The organism is Streptomyces sp. NPDC058653, assembly GCF_042716895.1.
Taxonomy (GTDB): domain Bacteria; phylum Actinomycetota; class Actinomycetes; order Streptomycetales; family Streptomycetaceae; genus Streptomyces.
The window spans coordinates 82,225-104,561 of sequence record NZ_JBHXRM010000030.1 but is presented as its reverse complement, the minus strand read 5'-3'; the positions used below and the strand labels follow the sequence as shown (position 1 = coordinate 104,561).

20 protein-coding genes are annotated in these 22,337 nt (G+C 72.1%); 9 read left to right on the top strand and 11 right to left on the bottom strand.

The window, feature by feature from the left end; genetic code table 11:
• Nucleotides 1–48: 48 nt before the first annotated feature.
• Entirely contained in the window at nt 49–360 is a 312-nt protein-coding gene (locus tag ACFWU9_RS24435; RefSeq protein ID WP_384321819.1) for an SCO5918 family protein, read from the bottom strand.
• Between the two features lie 298 nt (nt 361–658).
• Between ACFWU9_RS24435 and ACFWU9_RS24430 the strand changes: the two genes are divergently transcribed.
• Nucleotides 659–976 (top strand): hypothetical protein, encoded by a 318-nt coding sequence (locus tag ACFWU9_RS24430; RefSeq protein ID WP_384321817.1) that lies wholly within the window; start codon nt 659–661, stop codon nt 974–976.
• A gap of 225 nt (nt 977–1,201) precedes the next feature.
• Here ACFWU9_RS24430 and ACFWU9_RS24425 read toward each other — a convergent pair whose 3' ends face one another.
• The 3 genes from ACFWU9_RS24425 to ACFWU9_RS24415 form a co-directional block, all read right to left on the bottom strand.
• A complete protein-coding gene (locus tag ACFWU9_RS24425) occupies nt 1,202–1,867 on the bottom strand; it encodes an endonuclease (protein WP_384321815.1) in 666 nt (221 codons plus the stop codon).
• Nucleotides 1,864–2,307 (bottom strand): hypothetical protein, encoded by a 444-nt coding sequence (locus ACFWU9_RS24420; protein WP_384321813.1) that lies wholly within the window; start codon nt 2,305–2,307, stop codon nt 1,864–1,866. Before ACFWU9_RS24420 ends, ACFWU9_RS24425 begins: the two co-directional genes overlap by 4 nt.
• 275 nt (nt 2,308–2,582) lie before the next feature.
• Complete coding sequence (locus ACFWU9_RS24415) at nt 2,583–5,261, bottom strand: SpoIIE family protein phosphatase (RefSeq protein WP_384321811.1); 2,679 nt, start codon at nt 5,259–5,261, stop codon at nt 2,583–2,585.
• A 281-nt stretch (nt 5,262–5,542) separates the two neighbouring features.
• Here ACFWU9_RS24415 and ACFWU9_RS24410 point away from each other — a divergent pair, with 281 nt between their 5' ends.
• Complete coding sequence (locus tag ACFWU9_RS24410; protein ID WP_384321809.1) at nt 5,543–6,445, top strand: SMP-30/gluconolactonase/LRE family protein; 903 nt, start codon at nt 5,543–5,545, stop codon at nt 6,443–6,445.
• Nucleotides 6,446–6,578: 133 nt separating this feature from the next.
• On the top strand, nt 6,579–8,366 hold the full coding sequence (locus tag ACFWU9_RS24405) for an ABC transporter ATP-binding protein (RefSeq protein ID WP_384321806.1): 1,788 nt from the start codon (nt 6,579–6,581) through the stop codon (nt 8,364–8,366).
• Nucleotides 8,367–8,833: 467 nt separating this feature from the next.
• On the opposite strand, the gene ACFWU9_RS24400 is transcribed toward ACFWU9_RS24405, so the two are convergent.
• Both ACFWU9_RS24400 and ACFWU9_RS24395 read right to left on the bottom strand, forming a co-directional pair.
• Complete coding sequence (locus ACFWU9_RS24400) at nt 8,834–9,874, bottom strand: SMP-30/gluconolactonase/LRE family protein (RefSeq protein WP_384321804.1); 1,041 nt, start codon at nt 9,872–9,874, stop codon at nt 8,834–8,836.
• A gap of 159 nt (nt 9,875–10,033) precedes the next feature.
• Complete coding sequence (locus ACFWU9_RS24395; RefSeq protein ID WP_384321801.1) at nt 10,034–10,873, bottom strand: helix-turn-helix transcriptional regulator; 840 nt, start codon at nt 10,871–10,873, stop codon at nt 10,034–10,036.
• A gap of 184 nt (nt 10,874–11,057) precedes the next feature.
• Between ACFWU9_RS24395 and ACFWU9_RS24390 the strand changes: the two genes are divergently transcribed.
• The 3 genes from ACFWU9_RS24390 to ACFWU9_RS24380 all read left to right on the top strand — a co-directional run bounded on the left by ACFWU9_RS24390 (nt 11,058) and on the right by ACFWU9_RS24380 (nt 14,841).
• Nucleotides 11,058–11,924: a hypothetical protein gene (locus ACFWU9_RS24390; protein ID WP_384321799.1), complete on the top strand. Its 867-nt coding sequence runs from the start codon at nt 11,058–11,060 to the stop codon at nt 11,922–11,924.
• A gap of 1,340 nt (nt 11,925–13,264) precedes the next feature.
• On the top strand, nt 13,265–14,272 hold the full coding sequence (gene ligD / locus ACFWU9_RS24385) for a non-homologous end-joining DNA ligase (RefSeq protein ID WP_384321797.1): 1,008 nt from the start codon (nt 13,265–13,267) through the stop codon (nt 14,270–14,272).
• A 137-nt stretch (nt 14,273–14,409) separates the two neighbouring features.
• Nucleotides 14,410–14,841 carry a VOC family protein gene (locus ACFWU9_RS24380; RefSeq protein ID WP_384321795.1) on the top strand — a complete coding sequence of 144 codons (432 nt, stop codon included), beginning with the start codon at nt 14,410–14,412 and terminating at the stop codon, nt 14,839–14,841.
• 105 nt (nt 14,842–14,946) lie between these two features.
• Here the strand turns inward: ACFWU9_RS24380 and msrA are convergent, their stop codons facing one another.
• Both msrA and ACFWU9_RS24370 read right to left on the bottom strand, forming a co-directional pair.
• Nucleotides 14,947–15,453: a peptide-methionine (S)-S-oxide reductase MsrA gene (msrA, locus tag ACFWU9_RS24375; protein ID WP_384321794.1), complete on the bottom strand. Its 507-nt coding sequence runs from the start codon at nt 15,451–15,453 to the stop codon at nt 14,947–14,949.
• A 67-nt stretch (nt 15,454–15,520) separates the two neighbouring features.
• Entirely contained in the window at nt 15,521–16,147 is a 627-nt protein-coding gene (locus ACFWU9_RS24370) for an NADPH-dependent F420 reductase (RefSeq protein ID WP_384321792.1), read from the bottom strand.
• A 261-nt stretch (nt 16,148–16,408) separates the two neighbouring features.
• On the opposite strand from ACFWU9_RS24370, the gene ACFWU9_RS24365 reads away from it, so the two are divergent.
• From ACFWU9_RS24365 to ACFWU9_RS24355, 3 genes are all read left to right on the top strand, one after another.
• Nucleotides 16,409–16,837 carry a DUF2267 domain-containing protein gene (locus ACFWU9_RS24365; protein ID WP_384321790.1) on the top strand — a complete coding sequence of 143 codons (429 nt, stop codon included), beginning with the start codon at nt 16,409–16,411 and terminating at the stop codon, nt 16,835–16,837.
• Between the two features lie 166 nt (nt 16,838–17,003).
• Entirely contained in the window at nt 17,004–18,128 is a 1,125-nt protein-coding gene (locus tag ACFWU9_RS24360) for an acetate/propionate family kinase (protein WP_384321788.1), read from the top strand.
• Between the two features lie 289 nt (nt 18,129–18,417).
• Nucleotides 18,418–19,152 (top strand): dienelactone hydrolase family protein, encoded by a 735-nt coding sequence (locus ACFWU9_RS24355; RefSeq protein ID WP_384321786.1) that lies wholly within the window; start codon nt 18,418–18,420, stop codon nt 19,150–19,152.
• 584 nt (nt 19,153–19,736) lie between these two features.
• Here ACFWU9_RS24355 and ACFWU9_RS24350 read toward each other — a convergent pair.
• From ACFWU9_RS24350 to ACFWU9_RS24340, 3 genes are all read right to left on the bottom strand, one after another.
• A complete protein-coding gene (locus ACFWU9_RS24350; RefSeq protein WP_384321784.1) occupies nt 19,737–20,228 on the bottom strand; it encodes an RNA polymerase sigma factor in 492 nt (163 codons plus the stop codon).
• Between the two features lie 159 nt (nt 20,229–20,387).
• Nucleotides 20,388–21,011 carry a class F sortase gene (locus tag ACFWU9_RS24345; RefSeq protein ID WP_384321782.1) on the bottom strand — a complete coding sequence of 208 codons (624 nt, stop codon included), beginning with the start codon at nt 21,009–21,011 and terminating at the stop codon, nt 20,388–20,390.
• Nucleotides 21,008–21,364: a sortase-dependent protein gene (locus ACFWU9_RS24340; RefSeq protein ID WP_384321781.1), complete on the bottom strand. Its 357-nt coding sequence runs from the start codon at nt 21,362–21,364 to the stop codon at nt 21,008–21,010. The genes ACFWU9_RS24345 and ACFWU9_RS24340 overlap by 4 nt, the downstream gene beginning before the upstream one ends.
• Nucleotides 21,365–22,337 lie beyond the last annotated feature (973 nt).

Genomic DNA, 22,337 nt, shown 5'->3' with positions numbered 1-22,337 from the left:
GTCACCGGTCGGTGACGGGGCCCTCCGCGTACGTCGTGCGCGGTGTGCTCAGCTCTGCGCGGGCGTGCCGAGCATCGCCGAGGCGGTCTCCAGCGGGCTCGGCTCCTCCACCGGGGCCGGGACGGGAGCGCCGCTGCGGCAGGTGAAGCCGAGACGGGTGAGCGCGCGGGTCACCTCGGAGGAGGAGAAGTCGCGGCGGTCCTGGCGCGTGATCACCTCGCCCACCTGCTTCACCGGATACGTACGGCGGCCGATGACAACGGACTCGCCCGTGATCGGCTCGGGCTTGATGCCCTTCATCGCCAGCTGCACCTCGCTCTTGACCAGATCGAAGGGAAAGCGGGCAATGACGCAGCGCATAGTGCCTCGGCAGGGAGAAGGGAGGATACGGAGTCTCCAGCATCCCACACCGAACGCCCACCCGGAAGCGAAACCTCTCCCGCCCGCCTGGGCAAATGTGCGGAGCATAAGCGCGCGCCGGAATCCGATTCGCGGAGAATGGAAGCGGAAATCGCCGGCCGTCCCGGATCGGGCCCCGGGAAATCCGGGGCGGTGATCCGGATCCGGCAGGTGAGTGGAGCGGAAAACGGGGCAGGTCACATGCGTGGGGCGCAGCAGCCCACCCCGTACCGCGGGGCCGTCAACGCCAGGAGTTCGCATGACCGCGTACGTCATCACCGTCCCGGGCACTTTCCTGCGCACGCTCGACGCCGACTCCCGCGCGGCGCTGCTGCGGGCGCTGCGGCCGGCGGACCCACAGCACACGGCCCTGGGTGAGGCCGAGGAGCTGGACATGCTGACGGTCAACGAGGGCGGCACGTTCAGCATCAGGCTGGAGATCGAGGCGGACAACAGGCGGGGCGCCGAGACCGAGGCGAAGAAGGTGGCGGGGGCCGCGCTGAGCGAGGCCGGTTACTCGGCGGACGAGGCGCCCCTGGGGGCGGCGTTCGTCACGGGCATCGACAGCGAGTACTGATCGCCGGCCGGGTGTCGAGCCCGGTCGCCCGCCGGACCTCCGGCTCCCGGCGATCGCGCCGTTGAGCGGTCCCAGGGCCTGGTCGGCGGATCTTCGCGGGCCCGGGGCGGCCTGCACGGCAGCCACTTCGCCCGACTCGTCCGATTGTGTGCGATACAGGAAGATCCTCCGCCTTGCGGCGCACAGCACCGAGCGCCCCGGGCCGACCCACGAAGCCGGCAGGACCTAGGCGGCCGAGCGGGTGTCCCGGCGGGCCTCGCGCAGGGAGTCCTGGACGACGTCGTCGTCCAGGGAGGCGCGCACCAGCGCGGCGGCCAGAGTGGCGGGGCCGTCCTCCCCGGCCAGTCCGGCGAGCCTGGTGGCGTTGTTGCCGAGGCCGAGGCGTTCGGCGCCGTGCAGGGCCTTGGTGTCGAAGTAGGGCACGACCTCGGGCCAGACGGCCTGTACCTCGCGCAGGAAGATGTCCGCCCCGACCGGGCCGATCCCGGGCACGTCCTGGAGGAGGTGGCGCAGGATCGGTACGTCGCCGTCGGCCTCCGCGCGCATACGGCGCAGGTCGCCGTGCCACCGCCGGATCAGCAGGTCGGCGCCGTCGGCGAGCCTGGTGGCGGTGCTCTCGTCGTACCGCCGATAACCGCCCCGTCCGAGGGCGTCGACGCGCTCCTGCCAGGTCGCGTCCAGCATCCGGCGGGGATTGCGCATGCCGGCGTCGCGCAACGCGCGCATCGTGGCGACGGCGGTGCCGGCCCGGATGGGGGCGCTCAACAGGACGGCGAGGACGAGTAGTTGATACAGGGGCTGGGGTGTGTCACGCAGTCTGATGCCCGCGTCGGCGGCGTAGGTGCCACCGTGGGAGTGGAGCAGTGCGTCCACGACGTTGCGCTGTTTCATCGGAACCTCAGGGGGGTCGTCCGAGCCCCGCGCGGCGGGCCGGTGTTGGTACGGCCGACGGGGCGCGGGGTCCCGTAGGCACGGCGCCTGGCGGAGCGCCGCAGGGCCTCCGCGCGGGCCTTGGCGACGCTGATCTCCTCGGCGCGAATCTCTTCGGCACGAATCTCTTCGGCACGGATGTCCTGGGTGTGGATGTCCTGGGTGTGGATCTCTTCGGCGTGGACGGCCGCAGCGAGTGCGCCGTCCTTCGCGTCCGACGCGGCGGGCGGTGAGTCCCTGGCCGCCTCCTCCGACGGGGCGGTGTCCGCCTCCCCCTCGGCCGGCAGCGGGGCCCGCAGATGTGGCAACAGGAATTCCTCCATACGTCCCAGCCCCACCGTGATCAGCAGCATCAGAGCCGGAAACAGAAGGGAAATCAGTACGGCCGACAGCAGCCCCATAACCCAGTCCCTTTCTCTTCCCGGCCCGAGCGGAGCCGGATTGAGCGGTGCCGGCGAGAAAGCGCCGGCCTGAGATGCGCGTGGAACATGCCGGTGGGCGCTTGCGCGCGGTGCTTCGCGCACAGGTGCCGGGCGGGATCCACGTCTGTCGGAGTTCACACTGACGTGCCTGATTCGTACTGATTAGAAGCCTATGGCGTCCGCACGGACCTCGCTCGTCGGCTCCCGTACGGCCCAGTCCGAGTTGACAGACGGCGTGGCCGTCCGCGCCGCGCTCAGGAGGAGTTGCCGATCGGCTGCTCGGTCCAGATGACCTTGCCCTGGGCGCTGTAGCGCGTTCCCCAGCGCTCCGCGAACTGGGCGACGAGGAAGAGTCCCCGGCCCCCCTCGTCGGTGCCGGCCGCCTGGCGCAGATGCGGGGAGGTGCTGCTGTGGTCGGACACCTCGCAGATCAGACTGCGGTCGCGGATCAGCCGTACGCGGATGGGCCCGGACGCGTACCGGATCGCGTTGGTGACCAGTTCGCTGAGGATCAGCTCGGTGGTGAACGCCTCCTCCACCAGGCCCCAGTCCGTCAGCCTGCGCGTCACGTCGGCCCGCAGCCTGCCCACGGCGGCGGGGTCGGCGGGGATCTCCCAGTCGGCGACGTGCTCGCTGTCCAGTACGCGGGTGCGGGCGACCAGCAGGGCGATGTCGTCGCGCGGGGTCTCGGGCAGCAGCGCCTGGAGGACGGCGTCGCAGGCCTGCTCGGGGGTCCGGTTCGCCTGGGTGGCGAGCGTACGGCGCAGCAGCGCGAGGCCCTCGTCGATGTCGCGCTGGCGGTCCTCGACGAGTCCGTCGGTGTACATGACCAGCCTGCTGTTCTCCGGCAGGTGCACCTCAAGAGTCTCCAGGGGCAGTCCCCCGAGCCCGAGGGGCGGGCCGCCGGGCACATCGGCGAACACCGCCGTGCCGTCCTCGTGGATGATCACGGGCTGGAGGTGACCCGCCCGCGCCATGGAGCAGTTTCCGGTCACCGGATCGTAGATCGCGTACAGACAGGTGACACCGGTGACCTCGGCGTCGACCCCTTCGACGGCCTCGTCCTGGTCGATCCGGGTGACCAACTCGTCCAGGTGCCAGAGGAGTTCGTCGGGCGGCAGGTCCAGGGTCGAGAAGTTGTGGACGGCGGTGCGCAGCCGGCCCATGGTGGCGGCGGCGAGGAGGCCGTGGCCGACGACGTCACCGACGACGAGCGCCACCCGGGCCCCGGGCAGCGGGATGATGTCGAACCAGTCGCCGCCGACGCCGCCGAGCCCGCCGAGGCCGGCCTGGGCGGGCAGATAGCGGTACGCGACGTCGATGCCGCTCAGGGCGGGCAGGCCGCGCGGCAGCAGACTGCGCTGGAGGGTGACCGCCATCGTGTGCTCGCGGGTGTAGCGGCGGGCGTTGTCGACGCTGACGGCCGCCCTGGCGACCAGTTCCTCCGCGACCGAGAGGTCCTCTCCCTCGAACGACTCCGCGCTTCCGGCCCGCCAGAAGGTCACGACTCCGAGGGTGACACCCCGTGCCCGCATGGGAACGGTGATCATCGAGTGGATGCCCTCTTCGTCGACCAGCTTCTTCGCGCGCTCGGGCTGCTGTTTGTGCCAGCCGGAGAAGGCGGCGAGGTCCGCGACCAGGATCGCCTCGCCGTTCACGATGGCGTCGCTCAGGGGGGTGGAGGGGGCGAAGTGGATCAGCTCGCCGAGCGGATAGAGGGAGGTCTCCTCGTCCGGGCCGCTGAAGGCGGTGCGGCGCATGTCCAGCACGACGGTGGTCGGCTCCTCGCCGCGCAGGACGGCCTCGACCACGTCGACGGTCGCGAAGTCGGCGAAATGGGCTGCCGCGAACTCGGTCAGTTCCTCGCAGGTGCGGACCACGTCCAGGGTCGTACCGATCTCCGTGCCGGCGTCGTACAGCAGCCGCAGCCGTCCCCGGGCCACATCGGCCTTTCCGCTGAGCGCCTGGAGCTCGGTGGTGTCGCGCAGGGTGGTCACGCTGCCGGGCGGGCCGCCGTCCTGGTCGGTGGGGCGCTGGCTGATGGCGAGCAGTCGCTGGCCGACGGGATGGACCTCGTCGGTCGCGGTCCGGCCGGAGCCCAGCAGGGTCCCGGTGTCCGGGTCGAGGCCCAGCTCGGTGATGGCACGGCCTTCCACGTCCGCCGGCAGGTCGAGCAGTCTGCGGGCCTCGTCGTTGGCGAGCATCAGTCTGCCGTCGCCGCGGACGATGATCACTCCTTCGCGTACGGCGTGCAGGACCGCGTCGTGGTGTTCGTACATACGGGTCATCTCGGAGGGTCCGAGCCCGTGTGTCTGGCGGCGCAGGCGTCTGCTCACCAGGGCGGTGCCGCCCATGGTCAGGAGGAGCACACCGCCGGCGGCGCCGAACAGCAGCGGGAACTCGTCCTCCACCACGGAACTGACACGTTTGATGGTGATGCCCGCCGAGACGAGGCCGACCACCTTGCCGCGCGCGTCGGTGACGGGGACGACCGCCTGTACGAGGGGGCCGATGGTGCCGGTGATCTTCTCGGTGACGACGTGCCCGTGCAGGGCGGGCTTGAGATTGCCGACGAACTTCTTGCCGACCCGGTTGGGAATCGGGTGGGTGTAGCGGATCCCGTTGGTGTTGAGGACGACGATGAAGTCGACGCCGGAGCGTTCTCTGGCGAGCTCGGCGGGTCGGCGCAGGACCTCGGCGGGATTGGGGTTCTTGAGCGCGGCCTGGATGCCGGGAGAGTTCGCGAAGGTCTCGGCCACGGCGACGGAGCGGTTGCGGGCCTCGCGCTCACTGTCCGAGCGGCCTTGGAGTACAAGCGCGGTGGAGGCGGCGGCGACGAGCAGAACGACGATCGCCACCTGAAGAAGAAAGACCTGGCCTGCGACTGTCCTCATCTTCAGAACCGAGCGCCGGCGGCCGTCGCGTCCGGCCATGAACCCTTTCTACACCTCTCTCAGATAGTGGGCGAGCCGCGCGCGCAGGCAGGCGGTCTTCACCCCGCACCTGGTCGGATGAACCATTCTGCGGGTCCGCGAGTGACGGGTGTGACACACGTTCACCGACTGATGTGGCCGGTCCACAGATTATGGGGGTTACGGGTGTCCGTTTGGCCGAATCTCGCTAATTTGATCGTCTTGGAAGCGTCGGGGCCCGTCGGGGTCCCGCGGAGCCCCGGCGCGGTCCGGACCAAGCACGGGGCGGAGGGCGGGGAACGATGAGGACGAGCACGGCGGGCGCGCGGACCGGGCGGCGGCTGGAGGTCGCCGTACGGGAGCGGGCGAAGCTGGGTGAGGGTCCCACCTGGGATCCGGCGACCGGCCGGCTGATCTGGGTGGACATCCTCTCCGCCCGGATCCATACCTTCGACCCGGCCGACGGCCGCCGTACGGTCATGGCCACCGAGCAGCACGTGGGCGCCGCGCTTCCCCGGGCCGGGGGCGGGCTCGTGGTCAATCTCCGTGACGGAATCGGTGCCTACGGCCCCGGCGGCGACTTCTCGTGGCTGGTCCACGACCCTGTGCCCGGCCGCCGGGGCAACGACGCGGCCGTGGCTCCCGACGGCGCCCTCTGGGCGGGCAGCATGTACTACGACGAGACGCCGGGCGGCGGGACGCTGATCCGGGTGGCGCACGACCCCTCGGGCGGCTCCGCGCCCGCCGTCACCGACACGCGGCCCGTCACGGTCGGCAACGGCACCGGCTGGAGTCCCGACGGGCGGACGATGTACTACATCGACACCCCCACCGGCCGTATCGACCGGTTCCGGGCCGACACGCACTCCCCCGGCGAACCGCTGGTCGACCAGGGCCCGTTGGCGACGATCGAGCCCGGCGCCGGGCACCCGGACGGACTGACCGTCGACGCGGACGGCTGTGTCTGGGTCGCCCTCTGGGACGGGGCGGCGATCCGCCGCTACACGCCGGGCGGCGAGCTGGACCGTACAGTCGAACTGCCCGTACGACGCCCCACCTCCTGCGCCTTCGGCGGCCCCGGCCTGCGGGACCTCTACATCACCACGGCCCGGGTCGGTGTCGTCGACCCGCACCCTCTCACCGGCTCGCTCCTCGTCCTGCCGGACGCGGGGCAGGGCCTGCCCGGCACCCCGTTCGCGGGCTGAGACGCGGGCTGAGACGTCGCCGCAGCCGCCGGGCCGAAGTCGGCCCAGGCGGTGGGCAGTTGACGTGTGGTGCGGTAAATCCGCAGGTAAGGAGGGGGTTGCACGGCCGCGAGGCGCGGGATTTGCTTGGCCCATGCAGCGACCGGTCTCTCCCACTCCGTCATCCGCGGCACTCGACCACCGCTACCGGGGTGAACATCCCGTCCGGACCCTCGGCTATCTCTTCCGTCCCGACCGCCCCCGACTCGCCCTCGCCGTCCTCGCGTTCATCGGGAAGCACAGCCCGATCTGGCTGCTTCCCCTCATCACCGCCAACATCATCGACACCGTCGTGGTTCACGGTCCGGTCTCCGACATCTGGATCAACGCGGGCGTGCTGCTCGTGGTCCTCGTACTCAACCTCCCCCTGCATCTGCTCTATGTGCGCTGTATGGCCGGAAGCGTGCGGCGGGTGGGCATGGCGCTGCGCGACGCGCTCTGCCGCCGTATGCAGCAGCTCTCCATCGGCTACCACTCGCGGGTGAGCGCCGGTGTGCTCCAGGCCAAGGTGGTCAGGGACGTGGAGACGGTCGAGCAGATGGTGCAGCAGTCGTCGGACATGGGGCTGGCCGCCGTCATCACGCTCGTCGGCGGACTCGTCGTGATCGGGTTGCGCGTACCGTCGTTCCTCCCCGTCTTCCTGCTCGTCGTCCCGGCCGCCGGTTTCCTTATCGTGCGGCTGCGCGGGCGCCTCCAGAGCCACAACGCGGCGTTCCGCCACGAGGTGGAGCGCATGTCGTCGCGCGTCAGCGAGATGACATCGCTGATCCCGATCACCCGCGCGCACGGTCTCGAAGGCGCGGCGATGGTCCGCATCGACGGCTCGCTGCGCCAGGTGCTCGCGGCCGGGGTGCGACTCGATCTGCTCAACGGGCGCTTCGGCGCGCTCGCGTGGATCCTGCTCAACTCGCTGGGCGTCGCCTGTCTCGCGGGCTCGGCGCTCGTCGCGTACCACGGGCTGCTGCCCATCACGGCGGGCGACGTCGTCATGCTGAGCGCCTTCTTCACCACCCTGACCAGCTCGATGGTGACCCTGCTCGGCCTCGCGCCGGTCATCAGCAAGGGACTTGAGTCCGTACGGTCGGCGGGCGAGGTCCTCCAGGCTCCCGACCTCGAAAGCAACGCGGGCAAGGAGCAGGTCGACTCGGTCGCGGGGCGGATCGACTTCGAGGACGTCGGTTTTCAGTACGAGGGATCGGCCGACACCGCGGTGGAGGGCTTCAGCCTCTCCGCCCGGCCGGGTCAGACCGTCGCGCTGGTCGGCGCGTCCGGCGCGGGCAAGTCGACCGTGCTCAACCTCCTCATCGGCTTCATCCGCCCCACCTCCGGCCGCATCCTGCTGGACGGCGCGGACATGGCCTCCCTCGACCTGCGCAGCTACCGCAGGTTCCTCTCCGTCGTACCGCAGGAGTCGATCCTCTTCGAGGGCACGATCCGGGAGAACGTCACGTACGGGCTCGACGGCACGGACGAGGCGACGGTGCGGCGGGCGCTCCGGGACGCGAACGCGCTGGAATTCGTCGACCGTCTGCCGGAGGGTCTCGACACCGTCGTCGGGCAGCGCGGCGCGCGCCTCTCGGGCGGGCAGAAGCAGCGGCTCGCGATAGCCCGCGCGCTGATACGCGATCCCCGGGTACTGGTCCTGGACGAGGCCACGTCGGCCCTCGACACCCGCTCGGAGGCGCTGGTGCAGGAGGCGCTGGCGCGGCTGGTCGACGGCCGCACGGTCTTCGTCGTCGCGCACCGGCTGTCCACGATTCGGGGCGCGGACCGCATCGTGGTGATGGAACACGGCCGGATCGCCGAGGTGGGCACGCACGACTCCCTGATGACACGCGGCGGCGTGTACGCCGGCCTCCAACCGACGCACCGCGCGTCGTAACGGGTCGCGGGGTCGCGGTGGTGGGCGACGAGCGCGCTCACCACCGGGGGGCGGGGGCCCGGGTGGGCGTGGGCTGCGGCTTCGATACGGCACGGGGCCGAGATGGCATCCGCACGGCGCGGGGGTGAGCGCGCGTTCGATACGACGCGGGGCGCGTCTGTACTCGGCACTTCGAGGGCAGCGTGCCTGCGGCTTCGATACGGCGCGGGCAACGTCGCTGCGCTCGCGCGCGACCCAGGGTCGGTGTGACTTCGGCACCACGCGGGGCGAGGGCGGCTCCCGCACGGCGCGCGGCCGACGCAACTTAGGCACCGCGCGAGGCCGGCACGGTGTCGGCACCGCGCAAGGCGGGGGCGTCGTTGGCACCGCGCGAGGCCGGGGCGGCTTCAGCACGGGGCGGGGCGGCGGGGCTTCCGTACCGCGCAGGGCCGCGCGGCTTTCGCACGGCCCACGGCCGGTCGGGTCCCTTACGGCGTCGGGACCCGAACGGTGGCGAGCGTGAACGGCAGTGTCTGCGGGGGCAGTCCGGCCTGCCAGCGGTTGAACTGGCTGTTGACCACGAGGAGTCGGCTCTTCGCTCCCTCCGTGCCCCGGCCCGGGGAGTCGTCGATCGCTATCGCGCTCGGGTGCTGGAACCCCTCCGGGGGCACCAGCGCGGCCACCTGGCGTCCCCGCGTCAGTCCGTCGTTCAGCTCGACCACGGCTACCTGCGCCTGGGCCGCTGGGTCTTCGAACAGATTGCCCTGTGTCACATAGAGCCGCCCGTCGCGCCAGGCGAGCCCGTCGCCGTTGACGAGGCGGTGGCCGCCGAGATCCACCTCGCCGACCTCGCGGGTGGCGCGGTCGATCCGCCACAACCGGCCCGTGTTGCTCTGGATCGCCAGCAGATGGGGACCGACGGCGATGATGCCGTTGAGAATGTGCTGGCCGTGGACCCAGTCGACCGGGGAGTCGTCGACGTCCAGCCAGGGCTCCATCGTCCAGCGACCGTCCTGCCGTGCCACGCGGTAGACGACGGGCAGGAACGAGTCGGTGACATAGGCCGCGCCGTCGTCGGCCAGGGTGACGTCGTTGACGAAGCCGCCGGGCGTGCCGTCGAGCTTGGCGAGCAGCCGACCGGTCCCGGTGTCGTAGATCCGCGTGGTGCCGGTGTCGCCGCCGTTGACGAAAAGGCGCCCCCGGCCGTCCAGCGTCATCCCGGAGGTGAACGAGCGGCCGTCGGTCCCGTCGGGCGACCAGACCCTGGCTTCGGGGCGGCTGACGTGACCTCGGTAGAGGGTGCCGTCCTCGGCGCTGCCGACGTAGTAGTGACCGGTACGGGGGTCGAGGGCCATGCCGGTCGGGAAGGCGCGGTCGCCGGGGATCACGTAGCGGTCGGGTATCGAGACGGAGACGGCGGGGGCGGGGGCCGCCTGCGCTCCGGCGGGGGCCGGGGGCGCGGCCGGAGCGGCGGCGGGCGTCATCATTCCCAGCGCCAGGGTGGTCAGACCGGTGACGAGCAGACGCATGAGGAGTACCTTTCGGTCGGTGCGGCCGGGCGAGCGAACCGTCCGTCTCATCGTCGGCCGAGCGGCCCTCCGGTCACATCGCCCCGCCCTCCCCCGGGCCCTGCCCGACTCCGGCACAGCCAACCTGGGTACGGGCGCACCCACCCGCCCTCACGCCCCTCAGATGTCCGCCAGCTCCCGCAGCGCCTTCTCCTCCGGCGTGCCGGGACCGGCCGTGTAGACGAGGAGGCTGAGCTCCTGGTCCTGCGGGAAGTGCGTGATCTCGTAGGTGAGCTTGAGGAATCCGAGGTGCGGATGGTCGATGAGCTTGATGCCGTGCGACTTCGTCCGCACCGTGTGCTGCGCCCAGTAGTGGCGGAACTCCGCGCTGTGCTCCTTGAGTTCGTCCACCAGTTCCCGTAACTCGCCGTCGTCGGGGTGGATCCCGGCCGCGATCCGCAGACTGCCCACGGCCTCGCGGGCGACCATGTCACGGTCGGGGTAGCGGCTGCCGATCTCCTCGTCCAGGAGGTGCAGCCGGCACATGTTGCGCTCGCGCGGCGGGAGCGCGCCGAAGTCCGTGATCAGTCCGCACGCGGGCCGGTTCCAGGCGAGGACGTCCAGGCGGCGCCCCATGGCCAGCGCGGGGGCGGTGATCCAGTCGAGGAGCCGCTGCACCTCCGGCCGTACGGTCGCGCCGGACGCGGCGGGGACCGTGACCGTCCCGCCCGCCCCGGGCTTCTGCGGGCGGGCAAGCCGGAAGAGATGCTCACGCTCGTCCCTGTCCAGCCGCAGGGCGTCGGCGACGGCGCCGAGCACCGCGTCGGAGACGCCTTGGTTACGGCCCTGCTCCAGCCGCACGTAGTAGTCGACGCTGACCCCCGCCAGATGCGCCAGCTCCTCCCGGCGCAGGCCCGGCACCCGGCGCTGTCCGGACCCCGAGGCGTAACCGACGTCCTCGGGCTGGATCCTGGCCCGCCGCGAGCGCAGGAAATCGCCCAACTCCCCTTGTTTCCGCATGGGTTCATTGTCCACGGGGTGCCGCCGGCCGGGAGTCCTCGGTGGGGGCGCACGACCCTGGGTACGGCGGAACCCAGGTTCAGCAGGGCACACCGAGCGCGCGGTCCGCCGGGCGAGCATGAGACCTCAGGTCGTGGCCGTGTGCGTACGCGGGCGCGGGACGCGGGGACGAGAGGCGGGACTCATGCGCACAGGCGGTACACGGGGAGCGGGCGGGGCACGCGGTGGCGGGAGGGCCCGGAAGGCCGCGGTGGCGGTGACGACGGCGCTGACCGCGCTGTTCCTGACCGGGCAGGCGCCCGCCACCGCGACGGGCTCGTCCGCGGCACCGCACGGCGGCCCGCCGTCCGACCCGGCTCCGGGCGGCCCGCAGCGGCCGTACGAGCCCGATGTCCCCGGCCCGCGCAACATCGACTCGCTCTCCGCGACCGTCACGCCCGACGGCGGCACGAAGCGCGGAGTACGCGTCGGGTTCGACCGTACGAGCCGGTCCGACGAGGGTGGGGCTCCGGCGGGCGCGCGGCGTTTCGTCTTCCTCTTCGACGAGTCGCTCGACTTCCGTCCGGAGGCGTTCCCCGTCTGCGCGCGGAAGGTGATCGAGGCGGAGGGCGTCGACGCGTGTCCGGAGGGGTCGCGGGTCGGCCGGGGCACCAGCCATGTGTATCCGGAGGGCACGGCGGAGGTCTTCGCCTTCAACACCCGTCACGCGAACGGTCTGCGTGGCGCGCTGGTCGTCATCCCCGAATCGAACGCGCTCCTGGAGCTGACCTGGGAGCGCGTCACGCCCGAGTACCGCGAGAGCGGGTACGAGTGGGCACTCGACGAGATCGTGCCGGTGTCCGCCGTGCCTCCCGAGGACCGGGCGGGGACGCTGCGCTTCGAGCTGGAGTGGGGCGCCGCTCGCGAGGTCGGCGGCCGGGAGGTCAGCTTCGCCGAACTCTCCGGTGACCGCGACGAGAGGCTGCGGTTCGGGCTGTGGAGCTCGTTCGTCACGGGACAGATCGCACTCCCGGAGACGACGACGGTGCCGGGCGGGAAGCGGGCGGGCTGAGCGCCCACCGTGGCCCCCGCACGGTCAGGGGGGCGAAGGGCGCGGGGGTAGCCCTTCGCCCCTCGGAGCACCGACCATCCGGGACCGGTGCACTCCTGGCCCCTGCCGGGGACGCTGCTGGCCCACGGTGCGCGACGAATGCGCCCGTCGCCGCCACACCGCTCCTGGGCGTAACCGCCCACCCGGCGGCCGTGGGCACGGGGACCGCCGGTCCGCCCGCTCGCCCCCCGGTCGCTGCCGGGAAAGCCCCCGACCGCCGTACCCGGACACGGTCATCGCGACCGCCCTGCCCGACATCGCCGTCACACCACTAGCCAGCGCAATCGGCCACCCGGCGGCGGCGGTCGCTTCGCTGCGGGCGCGGGGACCCCCGGTCCGCACGCCACCCGGTCCCCACCAGCCGCCCCCGGCGGATACGGTCATCGCCGCCGCAACCGCTCTCCGACACGGCCACCCACCCGACGGCCCGCCGCACGGGGACCGCCGGTCCGTTGCCCGCCGCCACCCAGCCGATGCGGTCGTCATCGCACCGCTTCCCGGCGTGGCCGCCCACCCGGCGGCCATCGTCGCTTCGCCACAGGCACGAAGACCGCCGATCCGCTCGCCACCCGGTCAGTCCCGGGTACACCACTGGCCGCCGTCCGCAGATACGGTCGGTCCGCCCGCTCACCACCCGGTCCCCATCAGCCGCCGCCGGCGGATAGGGGCATCGCCTGCCGCACCGCTCGCCGGCGTGAACGGCCACCCGGCAGCCGTCGTACGGGGACTGCCGGTGCGCCACCTGCCGCCACCCAGCCGATGCGGTCGCCGTCACACCGCACCTCGGGATGGCCGCCCACCCGGCGGCCATCGTCGCTTCGCCACAGGCTCGGAGACCTCCGGTCCACTCGCTCGCCACCCGGTCAGTACCGGTACGCCGCTGGCCGCCGTCCGCAGATACGGTCGCTGCCAGCCGCCGTCGGCGGATGCGGTCGTCGCCGTACCGCTCCCCGACACGGCCATCCACCGGGCAGCCGTCGTACGGGGACCGCCGGTCCGGTGCCTGCCGCCGCCCAGCCGATGCGGTCGTCGTCGCACCGCTCCCCGGCGTGACCGGCCACCCGGCGGCCGCCGTCGATTCGCCGCAGGCACGGGGACCGCCGGTCCCCACCAGCCGCCGGCGGCGGATACCGGCATCGCCGTCGCGCGGGGGCCGCCGCCACCCGCGTTCAGCTGCTCGCCACGCCCCAGGGCCGCCAACCCGCCCCTAACGGGTGATCAGCCGGGTCCCGGGCGCGACCCGCGTCACATCCCGGGGAGCCTCCTTCCGTAGCCCCTGATACGAGAGAGGCGAGGCCCCCATGAGCAGCCTCCTGGACACGCTGGCCGCCGACGAGCGGCGAAGGCTTCGATCCGCTCGGGCGGGCGCCCTGCTCGCGTCCACGCCGATGCTCGCCACGCTGACCGACCGGCGGCTGTTCGGCGACGGCTGGATCTTTGAGCGGAAACTGGACGGCGTACGCGTACTCGCCGTACGCGACGCCTCCGGCGTACGGCTGCTGTCGCGCACCGGGCGACGGCTCAACGCGACCTATCCGGAGATCGTCGACGCCCTCGCCGAACAGGACTGCGCCGACTTCACCGTGGACGGGGAGGTCGTCGCGTACTCCCACGGCCGTACCGACTTCGCCCGCCTCCAGCAGCGGATGGGCATCAGCGACGCCCGACGGGCGCGGGCCAGCGGGGTGGCCGTCACGTACTACCTGTTCGATCTGCTGCGGCTCGACGGCGCCGATCTCACCGCGGTCTCCCTGCGTTCCCGCAAGTCCCTGCTGCGCAGGGCGCTGGCCTACCGGGCACCCCTGCGCTTCACCCCGCACCGCAACGCGGGCGGCCAGGAGCTGCTGGACAAGGCGTGTGCCGACGGCTGGGAGGGGCTGATCGCGAAACGGGCGGCGGGCCGCTACGAGCCCCGGCGCTCGACAGGGTGGCTGAAGCTCAAGTGCGAGCAGGGGCAGGAGTTCGTCATCGGCGGTTACACGGAGCCCTCCCGCTCACGCGTCGGCTTCGGCGCCCTGCTCCTCGGCCACTACGAGGACGGACGGCTCCGGTACGCGGGCAAGGTGGGCACGGGATACGACCACGCGACGCTCCTGGACCTCCGGCGCCAGCTCGACGAGGCCGAGGTGCCCCGTTCACCCTTCGCCGATGTCGTCAAGGAGAAGGCTCCGCACTGGTCGGAGCCCCGGCTCGTCGCCCAGATCGCGTTCACCGAGTGGACGCGGGACGGGATGCTGCGCCACCCCCGCTTTCTGGGGCTGCGCGACGACAAGAAGCCGGCGGACGTGGTGCGGGAGAGACCGAGGTGACGGGGCAGATGTCGTAGGGAGCCGTCGCAGGACCGACCTTGTGGGGCGGCGGACCCGTACCGGGCGTCCGTACAGTGCCTGTGTACGAGACACAGCGACGGCGACACGTGATCGTGACGAAGGGCGGAGACACCCCCATGACCACCCCCGACACCCGCATACCGCGCTTCCACCTCGCCGTGCCGGTCGACGACCTCGCCGCCGCGCGCCGCTTCTACGGCGGCGTACTCGGTCTCGCGGAGGGCCGCAGCTCGGACACCTGGGTGGACTGGAATCTGCACGGCCACCAGTTCGTCACGCATCTCGCGCCGCGGCGGGGCGACGGCGCGCACAACGAGGTCGACGGGCACGCGGTGCCCGTACCGCACTTCGGGCTGCTGCTGACGCCCCCGGACTTCCACGAGCTGGCGGGCCGGCTCCGTGCGGCGGGGACGACGTTCGTCATCGAGCCCTACCTGCGTTTCGAGGGGCAGCCGGGCGAGCAGTGGACGATGTTCCTGCACGATCCGGCGGGCAACGCGCTGGAGTTCAAGGCGTTCGCGGACGACGCGCAGGTCTTCGCGGTCTGAGTCCGCGCCCCCGGCGACACCGGGATCCTCGATCGCCGGCCGGGACGCCACCGGCGCGGCACCTCCGGCGATCGAGGACGGACGGTTCAGCGCGCCGGGCGCCGCCTACCGCTCACTGCGTACGGGCAGCTTCCAGTTCGGCCGGATGAAGTGGCAGGTGTATCCGTCGGGGTAGCGGACCAGATAGTCCTGGTGCTCGGGCTCCGCCTCCCAGAAGGGGCCTTCCTCGGCCACCTCGGTGACGACCTTCCCCGGCCAGAGGCCGGAGGCCTCCACGTCGGCGATGGTGTCCTCGGCGACGCGCTTCTGCTCGTCCCCGACGTAGTAGATGGCCGACCGGTAGCTGAGGCCGATGTCGTTGCCCTGGCGGTTGAGCGTCGTGGGGTCGTGGATCTGGAAGAAGTACTCCAGGATCTGGCGGTAGCTGGTCTTCTCGGGGTCGAAGATGATCTCGATGCCCTCGGCGTGCGTTCCGTGATTGCGGTACGTCGCGTTCGGGACGTCGCCACCCGTGTAACCGACCCTGGTGGAGATCACCCCGGGCAGACCGCGAATCAGATCCTGCATGCCCCAGAAGCAGCCGCCCGCGAGAATTGCCTTCTCTGTAGCCATTTTTTAGTCCCTCCTCTGCCTCACACGGTACTGCTCCGGCGTGGACAGAGGCGCCTCGCAGGGGGTCTCACGCGCTGTGCAGCCGCGCGTCCAGCTCTGTGGCTGACAGCTCCGTGGTGTACACGTCCGTACCGGGCTGGTGCTTACGCCCTCCCCCGCCGAGATGGCCCGCGTTCACCGGGTCGAACCCGATGTCGCGGATCAGACCCGCGACGACGGCCACGGCCTCCTCGTCGTCGCCGGAGATCGGGATGGCGAGACGTGCCGGGTCGCCCTTGGGGCGGCCACGGTCGCGGAGCGTGTCCCAGTAGATGGAATTGAACGCCTTGACCAGGTTGGAGTCCGTGAGGTTCCGCAGTTTCTCGCTGGAGGTCGTGGAGTCGTCGTCCAGATCGGCCTCGTGGCCGTCCCTCTTCGGGTAGTAGTTGCAAGTGTCGATGACGACCTTGTCGCGCAGCTCGGCGACGGGCAGATCGCCGATGTGCCCGTACGGGATCGACACGACGACCACCTGGCCGAACCGGGCCGCCTCCACGGCCGTGACGGCCCTGATGGGGCCGTCGATGCTCGCGACCACGTCGGCGAGCGTCTCGGGGCCGCGCGAGTTCGCGAGGGCCACCTCGTGGCCGATGGCGGCGAAGTGCCGGGCGAGCGTCGAGCCGATACGGCCCGCTCCGATGATTCCGATACGCATGGTGCCTCTCCTACCTGCGGGGTCGTGGGCCCGTGGTCCCGCTCGTACGGGACGCCTCATGGGTAGCCGAATGGCGCGGCCCCAAACTTGCCGGAACGCGGGCCCGGACTCACCCTGAGGCTGCGGGCCACACCCGATGCCGACGGAGACCGCGCCAGGACGCGGCCGCCGCACCCGGCGCCTGCCCCCGGACCCGCGGCCGGGCCGCGTACGGGGGTGTCGACGAGGCCCCGACCAGTGACGTGCGGAGAGGATCACGCCATGCACCACGACGAGATGATCGGCAAGATTCAGGCGCTCGCCCGACTGCCGGACCGCGGATCCACCGAGCGGGCGACACAGGCGGTGCTGCGGACCCTGGGCGAACGGCTGCCCGCGGGGCTCGCCGACCATGTGGCCGCGCAGCTGCCGCCGGAGCTGGCGGCGGACCTTCGGCGGCCGGCGGAGTTCGCGGTCGCGGAGGGGCGGGACGCGGGCTCCGGCGAACGGTTCGACCTGATCGCCTTCACGGGGCGGATCGCGGACCGCGCGGGCACTACGGAGGACGCGGCCCTGCGGGAGGCGGCCGCCGTGCTGGAGGTGCTGGACGCGGCTCTCGCGCCCGAGCTGATGAACAAGATCGCTGCCGCGCTGCCCGTCGACATCGGAGCGCTGCTGCCGGTCGGGCGGACCAGCGGCGACGCGGGGTGACACGTATCCGCGGAGAACGGGGCGGGTGGGGTGGGAACGGGGAGCGGGCTGGAGAACGGGGTCTCAGGAGGACGGAGAGCGGGAGGGCAGAGAGCGGGGCGGGGAGTGCCGGGCGAAAGCGCCGAGCGGAAGAGCCGGGCGGCGGAGCTGAGAGGAAGGGCATGTCGTGGCCGATCGCGAGCGTGAACCCGTGCTGGTGGCGGACGCCGGGTCCTCCAGCGTGCATCTGACCGTCTTCGCGAACGACGGCACGGCGCTCGCCTCGTACGACGACACGTCCGCGCCCGGTGACAACACGGCCGGACAACTCCGTGACCTGCTCCGCTTCGCGCCCGCGCCCACGGCGGTGGGGCATCGCATCGTGCACGGCGGCCCGGAGCTTCGGCATCACACCCTGGTCGACGACAACGTCAGGGACGCCCTCCAGCGCATGTCCGACCTGGCCCCCTCGCATGTCCCGCCGGCCCTGCGCGTACTGGACGCGGCCCGCGAGCTGCTGCCGAACGTGCCGCACATCGCCTGCTTCGACACCGTCTTCCACACCGGTCTGCCCGCGGCGGCCCGGGAGTTCGCCGTACCCGAGACCTGGCGCGGCGAGTTCGGCGTACGGCGCTACGGCTTCCACGGCCTCTCCTACGCCTGGGCGCTGGCCCGCGCCGCCGATCTGCTCGGGCAGCGGCCGAAGGACCTGCGGATCGTCATCGCGCATCTCGGCGGCGGCTGCTCGGCGTGCGCGGTACGGGACGGCACGAGCGTCGACACCACCATGGGTTTCACTCCGCTGGACGGCCTCGTGATGAGTCATCGCAGCGGCGCCGTCGACCCGGGCGCCCTGACCTGGCTCCAGACCCGGCACGGCCTCTCCGCGCGGGACATCGACGACGCCCTCGACCACCGCTCGGGGCTGCTGGCCCTCTCCGGTACGTCGGGCGACACCCGCGACCTGGTGCGCGCCCGCGCGAACGGCGACGAGCGGGCGGTCCTGGCGCTGGACGTCTTCACCCACCACTGCCGCAGCGGTATCGCGGCGATGGCCGCGTCGCTGGACCGGCTCGACGCGCTGGTCTTCACCGGCGAGATCGGCGAGGACCAGCCGGAGGTACGCGAGGAGATCTGCTCCGGGCTGGGCATCCTGGGCGTCACGGGCGGCCTGCTGATCCCGTCGGCGGACGACGACACGCCCGCCCACCTGGTCAGCGCGCCGGACGCGGAGGTCCCGGTGATCGTCGTACCGACGGGTGAGGCGCGCCAGATCGACAAGGAGACACGCACGTTGCTGGGCGCACGGTGAACGGCGCGGTGCCGGGGGCCTCCTGTGCGCGGGGCCGCGCCGGACTTCGTGAACAGCGCCGTGGACCCGGGCGGTTGGCGGCGGTCCTCTTCGGTCGAGTACGTTGACCGGCGATGACTACCGGGACGGCCTCGCGCCACACACGGATCGGTGACCCGGCGCTCCCCTGAGCGCCGTAAGGGCCTTCGCGGGCCCGGGGTCGGAACGAGGGCCCGACGCTGTCGCGCGGGCTCCGCCTCCTGTTCGTGCTGTTCACAGCTCGACACGTCAACCACGACAGGAGAAACGCATGCCCAGCGAGACAGTGCACATCCCCACCGAGGACGGCTCGGCCGACGCCTTCGCCGCCTTCCCCGAGGGTGCCGGGCGGCACCCGGGGGTGCTGATGTACATGGACGGCTTCGGCATCCGTCCCGTACTGCGGGAGATGGCCCTCGAACTGGCCGGCCACGGGTACTACGTACTCGTCCCCAACATCTTCTACCGGCAGGGCCCGGCACCGGTGATCGAGCTTCCCGAGTACATCGGGGCGGAGGCGCGGTCCGAGGTCCTCAGCAGGGTGATGCCCTTGATCAAGGCGCACACCCGCGAGCGGGCCCTCAGCGACGCCGACGCCTATCTCAGGTTCCTCAGCGCCCGCCCCGAGGTCGCCGCCGGGCCGGTCGCGGTGACCGGCTACTGCATCGGCGGCCTTCTGGCGCTGCGCACCGCCGTGGCCCACCCGGGCCAAGTGGCCGCCCTCGCCGCGTTCCACGCCCCCGTGAGTGCCGACGGGTTCGGCGTCTTCGGCAAGTTGAGGGCCCGGGTCCACTTCGGCCACGCCGAAGGCGACCTGACGCCCGAGGCTCTCGGCGAGCTCAACCGGGCCCTGGACGCCGCCGGGCTCGACCACACCTCCGAGATCTACCCCGGCACCGTCCACGGGTTCACCATGTCCGACACCGATGCCTTCGACCCCGCCGGACTGGAGCGCCACTGGGAACGCCTGCTGGGGCTCCTCAGCGACACATTGAGCGGGAGCTGACGCGCCGGCCCGGAACAGGCACCGGCCCAGGCCCAGGGCCCTCGGCCACGCCCTCCTGCCGGGCGGCTGCTTACTGTCGCCGGGGGCTCTCCGGGGTCGGGGCCGATCCGGGGGGAATCGCGGTGCGTCGATGGGAGGCCTGGCTGGGTGTCGCCGTCGGGAGACTGCGGTGGGGACTGGTCCGGGGGTCGCGCACGCTCGGTGAACTCGGGGCACTTGGGGATGGGGAGTTGTCCGGCGCGGTCTTCTCCCGGGGGATGGGGGTGCCGGGTCCTGGCGACGGTGGCGATGGTGGCGATGGTGGCGACGGGGCGGGGTCCGACGAGGAACTGGTCGCGGGCGGTGGGGCGAGGGGGACCGTCGGGGCCGCCGGTCCGTCGGACGTCGTCGCGAGGTGGAACGGCAGGGCGACCAGGCCGAGGGCGGCACACGACAGGCCGACGCCCGCGGCGGCGCGGAGCAGCCGGCGGCGGGCGGCATTGCGGCGGATCGCCTCGTAACGACGGGGCGGTGGGCCGAGAGGGTCGGGTGTGGGCCGCAGGATGACGGAGAGGGGGTCCTCGGGGTCGAACTCCGGCCTGTCGTCAGCGCGTGTGGTCAAGGCTTCTCCTCAAGTGGGCGCGGAGCAGTTCGCGGGCCGCGTGGAGGTCGGCCTTGACGGTTCCTTCCTTGCGTCCGGTCAGCGCGGACACCTCCCGGATCGGCATGTCGGCGTAGTAGTGCAACAGGATCGGCACACGCAGTCGTTCCGGCAGTGACTGTACGAGCAGCCGTACCGAAGGGTCGGCCTGCTCGGTGTACGGGCTGACCGCGGCTTCGGAGGTGACTCGGCGCATGGCCCTGCGTTCGCGCTCAAGTTTGCGCCAGTGGTCCCGTACGAGGTTGGCCGCGGTGACGTAGAGGAAGCCGCGCGGCTCCTGCACGGACGTCCACCGCGCCCAGAGCCGGGTGAACGCCTCGGACGCGATCTCGTGCGCGGTCTCGTCGTCGTCGACCAGCCGACGGCACCAGCCGGCGAGGCGCGGGTAGAGGGCGGCGAACAGGTCGGACGCTTCCTTGTCGCGGGACCGTTTCAACGCTCTCCATGGTCGTGGCCGCAGTGGGGGGTCGGCGGGGCTCGTCGGCCCACAGGGGAGGAGTCCGGACCGAGGGTTTACGTTCCCTCGGTCCGGGATCGGGTGCCGGGTGTAGGTCGTCGGGGGTCGACCGTCAGCCGTTGCCGGGGGGCGTGTGCGTCAGGGGCCGCTCGCAGCGGTCATCGTCGCGAAGACGATCACGTTGTCGAGGTAGCCCTCGTCATCACGCTGGCCACCGCATGTGATGAGCCGCAACTCCGGCCGGTTTACGTCCCCGTACACGTCGTCCGCCGGGAAGTCCGCCTTGGCGACCTTCCGTACGGAGGTGACCGCGAACTCCGCCGCCGCTCCGTTCTCCAGGCGCGCCGTGACCTTGTCGCCCCGGCGCAACCGCGCGAGGTCCCGGAACACCCCGTCGCCGTAGGAACCGACGGTGACATGCCCGACGACCACCGACGGGCCTGCCTGACCGGGCGTCGGCGAGTGGCGGTACCAGCCCGCGCGGTCGTCCGCCGTGACCGGCGGCACCTGCATGGTGCCGTCCGGGGCGAGCCCCAACTCCATGAGTGGGGTGTCGACCCCGATGGCGGGGATCCGCAACCCGACGGGTACGGAGCGGGCGATCGCCTTCGCGCCGCGCTCCCCGTTCACCGTCGCGGCGGGCGGTGGCGTACCGACGGCACGATCCTCTTCCGTGGCCCGGTCGGGACCCGGGCCGCCGCAGCCCACGAGCAGCGACGCGAGCGCGGCGGCGGCGAAGGCGCGCCTGGAGGGCGGGGTCACGCCCCGGTCGCTCGCCGGCGTACGACGAAGACCACCGCACCGCCCGCGACGAGAGCGGCGGCGCCGGTTCCGACCAGCACGGCGTCGTTACCGGACTCGGAGGCCACGGGAGCCACTCCGGTGTTGGGCGCACCCTCCGGTACGACACGGACCTGACCGGGTGTCCTGGCCGGGGCCGGCGCGGCACTCGGCGTCCGCGCGGGCACCGCCTGCGACGGCTCCTCGGCGGGCGCTTCGGACGGACGGGTGCTGGGCACCGGGCTCGGGGTCGCATCGTCCGCGAACGCGGGCACGGCACCGGCCAACACGGCGGTACCGGCGAGTGCCACGGCACTGAGGACAGTTCGTCGCATGAGTCGCTCTCTCTCGTCGTCCGCCCCCCTGGGGTTTCGCGGGGGCGGGGCTACAGATCGGCAGGAGAGACGAGACGGGGAGGGGCCGGGTTGTAAAGGAATGGCAAAGCCGATGGGTGGTCTTGGCGGGGCGCCTGTCACGGGGACGGCGGCCCGGCGGGGGCGGACGGGGGCGGGCCGCCACGCCGGAACGCGGTCGGGACGCCGGTCACGGGCCAACACGCCTGACTGCGCTCGCGGGTCACCACCCGTGACAGCGGGCAGGATGTCCCTCGCGGGAGTCACGCCTGACGGCGGGCGCGGCCCGGTCACGGAGCGCCACGCGCGAGTGAGGGCGCGGCGCCAGCCACGGATCGCCACACCCAACCGCAGTCGGTACGCCAATCCTCGGCGACCACGCCCCACCACATGGGGGACCTCCCTTGCGGGAGCTACACGGACCGCAGGCGCGGTGCGGGCCATGGACCGCCACGCCCGAAGGCATGCGCGACACCTGCCCTTGGCAACCACGCCCATCGCAAGCTGAACGTCCCTCACGGGAGGCACGCCTGCCTCGGACGCGACCCCGATCACAAACCACCACGCCCGAACGCAACCGAAACGCCGGTCGACCGCCACGCATTACCCCAGGCGCGACGCGGGTCCTTGACCATCACGCCCACCGCAAGACGGACCTCCCTCGCGAGCGCAAGGCGCTACCGCAAGTGGGACCTCGCTCACGCGAGCCACACATGACCGCAGGCGCAGACGGGCCTAGGGCCACCACGCCCTGAAGGCAAGCCAAACGCCAGTCACGGACCACCACGCCCCACCGCAGGCGGGACGTCCCTGGCGGGAACCACACGTCACCGCGTGCACGGCCCGCTGCAAGGGACCCGCGCATGACGACAGGTTGGGACGCCGATCACGGCCCGCCATGCACCCCTGTGGTGACGCCAGCCACGGACCGCCACACCCAACCGCAGTCGGTACG